We start from the raw sequence: 6,767 nt of genomic DNA, 5'->3' as shown, positions 1-6,767 counted from the left end.
GCGGTGTCCTTCCTGCGCAGCGTCGCCTCCGGTGAGACGCCGGCCATCGGCCGTCACGTCGCCGTGTACGGCGGCGGAAACACCGCGATGGACGCCGCCCGCGTCGCCCGCCGCCTCGGCGCCCAGGACGCGGTGATCGTCTACCGGCGCACCCGCGAGCAGATGCCCGCGCACGTCGAAGAAGCCGTGGACGCCGAACGCGAGGGTGTCCGGATCAACTGGCTGCGCACCATCACTGCCTTCGACGGCCCCGAGATCCGGGTCGAGGTGATGGAACTCGACGAATCCGGCTACCCGCGACCGACCGGACGTTTCGAGACGCTGGCCGCGGACACGCTGATCTTGGCGCTCGGTCAGGAGACGGAGTCGGCGTTCATGCGAACGTTGCCGGGCGTGGAGTTCGATACCGACGGCAGCGTGAGTGTTTCGGCATCGCTGATGACCGGTTGCCCGGGGGTGTTCGCCGGCGGTGACATGGTGCCCAGCGAGCGCACCGTCACCATCGGTGTGGGCCACGGCAAGAAGGCCGCCCATCACATCGACGCCTGGCTGCGAGGGACGCAGATCGAACAGTCGTCGAAACACCCGATCGCCACGTTCGACAAACTGCACCTCTGGTACTTCGGCGACGCCGCACAACGCCGGCAGCCCGAACTCGAGGCCGCTACCCGGGTGCAGGGTTTCGAGGAGATCGTCGGCAGCCTGTCCACCGAGGAAGCCACCTTCGAGGCGGGGCGGTGCCTGTCATGCGGGAACTGCTTCGAATGTGATGGTTGTCTCGGCGCCTGCCCCGAGGACTCGGTGATCAAACTCGGTGTCGGGCAGCGGTATGAGTTCGACTATGACACCTGCACGGGCTGCGCGGTCTGCGCCGATCAATGCCCGGTGCACGCCATCGAGATGTTCCCGGAACCGCGATGACGCGCACCACGATAGACGGCAACGAAGCGGCGGTGTCGGTCGCCTACCGGGTGAACGAAGTGTGCTGCATCTACCCGATCACGCCCTCGTCGCCGATGGCCGAACTGGCCGACGAATGGTCCAGCGCGCAACGGACCAACGTCTGGGGCACCGTCCCCACGGTTGTCGAGATGCAGAGCGAGGGTGGCGCGGCAGGTGCTCTGCACGGCGCCCTGCAGAGTGGCGCACTGTCCACGACCTTCACCTCGTCGCAGGGCCTGCTGCTGATGATCCCGAACATGTACAAGATCGCCGGCGAACTGACCTCGGCCGTCATCAATGTGGCGGCCAGGTCGATTGCCGCCCAGGGGTTGTCGATCTTCGGTGATCATTCCGACGTGATGGCGGTGCGGCAGACAGGTTTCGCACTGCTCTCGTCGGCCTCGGTGCAGGAAGCCCACGACCTGGCGCTGGTCGCACAGGCGGCCACGCTCGCGAGCCGTATCCCCTTCGTGCACTTCTTCGACGGATTCCGGACCTCGCATGAGATCAACACCATCGAGACGCTGACCGACGACGACCTGCGTGCGCTGGTGCCCGAGGAACTGATCCGGGCACACCGCGGGCGCGCCCTGTCCCCCGAGCACCCGTTCATCCGCGGCACCGCACAGAACCCCGATGTCTACTTTCAGGCACGCGAGACCGTCAACCCGTTTTATGCGCGGGTCCCCGCAGTGGTCGAGGACCTCATGGCCCGGCTCGGCGAACGCACCGGCCGGACGATGCACATCGTCGAATACTCCGGACATCCCGAGGCGGAGCGGGTGCTGGTCTTGATGGGCTCCGGCGCCGAGACGGTGAAGCAGACCGTCGCCGCCCTCGTCGAACGTGGCGAGCGGGTCGGTGTGGCGCAGGTGCGGTTGTACCGACCGTTCCCCACCGCAGCGCTTCTGGATGCGCTCCCGGCGACGGTGCGTACGGTCGGCGTGCTGGACCGCACCAAGGAACCCGGTTCGATCGGCGAACCGCTTTACCTCGACGTGGTCGCAGCACTAGCCGAGGCGTGTGCCGATGGGACGCGGTCGGTCATGCCGAGAGTGACGGGCGGCCGATACGGACTTTCGTCGAAGGAGTTCACTCCCGCGATGGTGGCGGGGGTGTTCACCGAACTCGAAAGCGAACAGCCGAAGCGACGGTTCACCATCGGGATCGACGACGACGTTTCCGGGACCAGCGTGGCCTACGATCCCGCGTTCGACATCGAGTCGCCCGACACGGTGCGCGCCGTCTTCTTCGGGCTGGGATCCGACGGCACCGTCGGCGCCAACAAGAACACCATCAAGATCCTCGGATCCGAAGACGGCATGCACGCCCAGGGCTACTTCGTCTACGACTCGAAGAAGTCCGGCTCCCAGACCGAGTCGCACCTCCGCTTCGGGCCGGATCCGATCCGGGCGCCGTACCTGGTGACCGGTGCGAATTTTGTGGGCTGCCATCAGTTCCGGTTCCTCGACAAGGTCGACGTGCTCGGCCGGGCCGCCGCCGGTGCGACGTTGCTGCTGAACTGCCGGCTGTCGTCGGCGAAGGTGTGGGACGCATTGCCCCTGCGGGTTCAGGAACAGATCCTGGACAAGCAGATCACCCTCTACACCGTGGACGCCGACCGGATCGCGCGCGAGGCGGGCCTCGCCGGCCGCATCAACATCGTGCTGCAGACCTGCTTCTTCGCGATCTCGGAGGTGCTGCCCCGTGACCGGGCCATCGCCCGGATCAAGGAATCGGTGCACAAGACCTACGGCAAGCGTGGCCCGGAGGTGGTGGCCAAGGAACTGGCTGCGGTGGACGCAGCTATCGCCGGGTTGCAGCGGATCGAGATACCCGCCATGGTCACCTCCACTCGGACGCCGGCACCGCTGGTGCCCGCGTCGGCGCCGGAATTCGTCCGCACCGTGACCGCGGAGATGATGGCCGGGCGCGGCGACCTGTTGCCGGTCAGCGCACTTCCGGTGGACGGCACCTACCCGGGCGGCACCACGTCCTACGAGAAACGCAACATCTCCGAGCTCGTCGCGGTGTGGGACCCGGACAGCTGCATCCAGTGCGGCAACTGCGCCTTCGTCTGCCCGCACAGCGTGATCCGGTCCAAGTACTACGACGGATCTCAGTTGGTCGGGGCACCTGCGGAATTCGATTCGGCGCCGCTGGAGGCGGTCGGCCTGCCGAACGCCCGGTACTCGCTCCAGGTGTACGTCGAGGACTGCACCGGGTGCGGCCTGTGCGTCGAGGCCTGTCCGGTGGTCCTTCCCGGCCCGGTCGTGACCAAGGCGATCAACCTCGGTGCCGCCGAGACGCGGGTGCCCACCGAGCGGGCCAACATCGAGTTCTTCGAGTCGCTGCCGATCAACGACCGGTCCCGGGTGGACTTCGGTACCGTGCGCGGCACCCAGTTCCTGGACCCGCTGTTCGAGTTCTCCGGTGCCTGCGCAGGCTGCGGCGAAACCCCGTACCTCAAATTGCTGTCCCAGCTCTTCGGGGACCGGCTGATGATCGCGAACGCGACCGGCTGCTCGTCGATCTACGGCGGCAGCCTGCCGACCACGCCGTGGACCACCGACGCCGACGGGCGGGGCCCGGCGTGGTCGAACTCCTTGTTCGAGGACAACGCGGAGTTCGGGCTGGGCCTGCGGCTGGCCGGCGACGTGCACGTCCAGCTCGCCCGGCGACGTCTGACCGAGCTGCGCGACGCGCTGGGACCCGCGTTCGTCGACGAGATCCTCGAGGCGCCCCAGTTGCGCGAGTCGGAGTTGACCGCCCAGCGGGGCCGGGTCACCGAGCTGAGACGCCGCCTCGGCGGCCTCGATCCGGCCGTCAGCGCTGACCTGCTCAGCGTGGTGGATCAGCTGGTCCGGCGCAGCGTGTGGATAGTAGGTGGCGACGGCTGGGCCTACGACATCGGGTCCGGTGGACTCGACCATGTGCTGGCGAGTGGGCGCAACGTCAACGTGCTGGTGCTCGACACCGAGGTGTACTCCAACACCGGTGGTCAGGCGTCCAAGTCCACACCGCTGGGCGCGGTCGCCAAGTTCGCCGCAGCAGGCAAGGCGGTGCCGAAAAAGGACCTTGCGCTGCAAGCGATCGCCTACGGGAGCGTCTACGTCGCGAAGGTCGCGATGGGCGCCGACCCGCAGCAGACCCTGCAGGCATTCCGGGAGGCGGAGGCCTACGACGGGCCGTCTCTGGTTATCGCCTACAGCCAGTGCATCGCGCACGGCATCGACATGCGGCATGGGATGGATCAGCAGTATCGCGCCGTCGCCAGTGGGCATTGGCCGCTGCTTCGCTACGATCCGGTGCTGCGCGCTGCCGGGGACAATCCATTCCTGCTCGACTCGCACCGACCACGGATCTCGCTCGACGACTATCGCCGGCGAGAACTACGGTACCGCTCACTTGCCAATGCCGATCCGGTCGAATACGAGCGGCTGCTGCGGATGGCCGAGCAGGCGATCGAACAACGCTGGAATGTCTACGAGGCGATGGCTTCTCGCGGTCCCGAACACTTCCACCCCGATGCACGGAAGGCACATTGATGGAACTGTCCACTCGCTATCTGGGCCTGGAGTTGCGCAACCCGCTGGTGGCGTCGGCGTCGCCGCTGTCGAAGACAGTCGACGGTGTGCGGCGCCTCGCCGACGCCGGGGTCGGTGCGGTGGTGCTGTATTCGTTGTTCGAGGAACAGGTGCGCCAGGAGGTCGAGGGCAACGCGCGGCTGGCCGCCGCGGGCACGGACAGCTTCGCCGAGTCGCTGTCGTACTTTCCCGACGCCGCGAGCGCGGACCACGGCCCGCGCCAGTATCTGAGCCTGCTCGAGCGCGCGGCCGGAGCCGTCGCGGTGCCGGTGATCGGAAGCATCAACGGCAGCACGCCAGGCAGTTGGGCTGGCTACGCTCGCTCGATGCAGGAGTGCGGCGCCGCCGCAGTCGAATTGAACATCTACTACCTTCCCGGCGATCCGCACATCTGCGGCCGCGACGTCGAACAGCGTCACCTCGACATCCTGGCCCGGGTCAAGGATGCCGTGAGTGTGCCGGTCGCCGTGAAGCTCAGCCCGTACTTCAGCGCGACTGCTGAGATGGCACGGCGACTCGACCTGGCGGGCGCCGACGGGCTGGTGCTGTTCAACCGATTCCTGCAGCCCGACATCGACACCGAAACGCTGGCAGTGGCACCGGGGACGTCACTGTCCCGGGCAGGCGAGGCGCGCTTGCCGTTGACGTGGATCACTTTGCTGCACGGCCGAATTGATGCCTCGCTCGCCGGGACCACCGGTGTCGAGGGTTCGAAGGAGCTGATCAAGTATCTGCTCGCCGGCGCGGACGTCGTGATGACCGCGTCTGCGCCGCTGCGACACGGCCCCGACCACGCTGCTGTCATGCTCGACGGGCTGTCGCGATGGATGACCCGCAAGGGTTATCACGCCATTGACGAATTTCGTGGCTTGCTTGCCGTACCCCCCGGCGCCGACGAAACCGCCCACGAACGCGGCGGCTACGTCGGCGCGCTGCGACGCGCCAACAGTGCCGACCTGGGGCCGTGGTGAGCTGACCCGGCGGCCGCTCACCCTAGTTGTCGATGGGTGGTGGTTTGGGTTGGTAGGGGTGGTACCACTTCCATTGGGCGCGTTCGCCGGTGGGTCCGGGGTAGGGAGCTACTGCGGGTGGAGGTGTGGTAGGTGATCGGGCCAACGAGCGGTTGGTCAGTGGTTGGCCGGTGTCGTCGGTGACGACGAGGCGATCGGCGGGTCCGGTGATGGTGATCAGCCCGCGGTGATGGGCGCGGTGGTGATACGGACAGACCAGGGCCAGGTTGCACAGCTCGGTGAGGCCGCCGTCCTCCCAATGCCGCAGATGGTGGGCATGCAGCCCGCGGGTCGCCCCACACCCGGGGACCACACAGCAGCGGTCGCGGTGCTCCAGCGCCCGGCGTAGCCGCCGGTTCACCGTGCGAGTGCTGCGCCCGGCACCGATGACCTGGCCGTGGCGTTGGAACCACACTTCGCAGGTCGCATCGCACAGCAGGAATCGGCGGTCCTCCTCAGACAGCAGCGGCCCCAGGTGCAGGGCGGCGACATGGGAGTCGGCGTCGACGTGGATCACCGCGGTGGTGCGCTGCCCGTGCGGGCGGCGGGCGACCTCGGTGTCCCAGCCGGCCTCGATGAGACTCATGAACGCATCGATGGTGCTCGGGAACGGCGCCGCCTGCTCACCGACCGACTCACCGGTGTTGTCGTCACCGGATCCGTGGTGGTGTTTCCAGTCGGCGACCAACCCGTCGAGCTGCGAGCCCAGCGCAGCGTCGACGGTCGCGGCTTCGGCGTGGGGCACTTTGATCCGCCAGTAGGTGTAGGTGTCGTCGCTGGTTTTGCTGATCGACCGCTCCGGTTCGGGCGGGGGCTGCGGTTCGGATTCACCATCGAACTCAGAATCGGCTTCGGGTTGTGGTGTGGGGTCGGGTTCGGGTCGGGGTTCGGCCTTCGTCGCGATCCGCAGTTGGGAGACCGTGGCACTTTCGGTCAGCAGCGCGTAGTGGTCATCGGAGCCGTCGGCGGCGCGTTCGGCGATGACACCGACCTGATCGAGGGAGAACCGGCCCTCCCGCAGTCCGTCGAGGCAGCGCGGAAAGGTCTCGACCCGTTCGGCGACGGTGACCAGGGTCTCGGCGTTGTGTGGGGAGGTGCCCAGTTTCCAGGCCACCAGCGCGCTCACCGTTTTGGCGCCGGTCGTCGCCCACAGCCCGTCGCGGTCGATCTCGGCGACGATATCGACGATGCGCCCGTCGATCGCATTCCGTTGCCCGGCCAGCTCGGA

The 6,767-nt window shown here is 67.5% G+C and carries 4 protein-coding genes; 3 read left to right on the top strand and 1 reads right to left on the bottom strand.

What is annotated here, in order from left to right:
• From WA965_RS25610 to WA965_RS25600, 3 genes are all read left to right on the top strand, one after another.
• The coding region (locus WA965_RS25610; protein ID WP_526448196.1) for an FAD-dependent oxidoreductase at positions 1 to 921 on the top strand (921 nt) is incomplete at its 5' end.
• Entirely contained in the window at positions 918 to 4,490 is a 3,573-nt protein-coding gene (gene nifJ / locus WA965_RS25605) for a pyruvate:ferredoxin (flavodoxin) oxidoreductase (RefSeq protein WP_526301940.1), read from the top strand. The genes WA965_RS25610 and nifJ, both read left to right, overlap by 4 nt.
• The gene (locus WA965_RS25600) at positions 4,490 to 5,500 is read left to right on the top strand and encodes a dihydroorotate dehydrogenase-like protein (RefSeq protein ID WP_526301942.1); all 1,011 of its coding nucleotides are present in this window, start codon (positions 4,490 to 4,492) and stop codon (positions 5,498 to 5,500) included. Before nifJ ends, WA965_RS25600 begins: the two co-directional genes overlap by 1 nt.
• Before the next feature lie 22 nt (positions 5,501 to 5,522).
• Here WA965_RS25600 and WA965_RS25595 read toward each other — a convergent pair.
• Positions 5,523 to 6,767: HNH endonuclease signature motif containing protein (locus WA965_RS25595; protein ID WP_526448195.1), on the bottom strand; the 1,245-nt coding region annotated here is incomplete at its 5' end.

This window comes from Mycobacterium sp. (genome assembly GCF_049683935.1).
GTDB lineage: Bacteria > Actinomycetota > Actinomycetes > Mycobacteriales > Mycobacteriaceae > Mycobacterium.
This window is presented reverse-complemented; position numbering and strand designations above follow the sequence as displayed.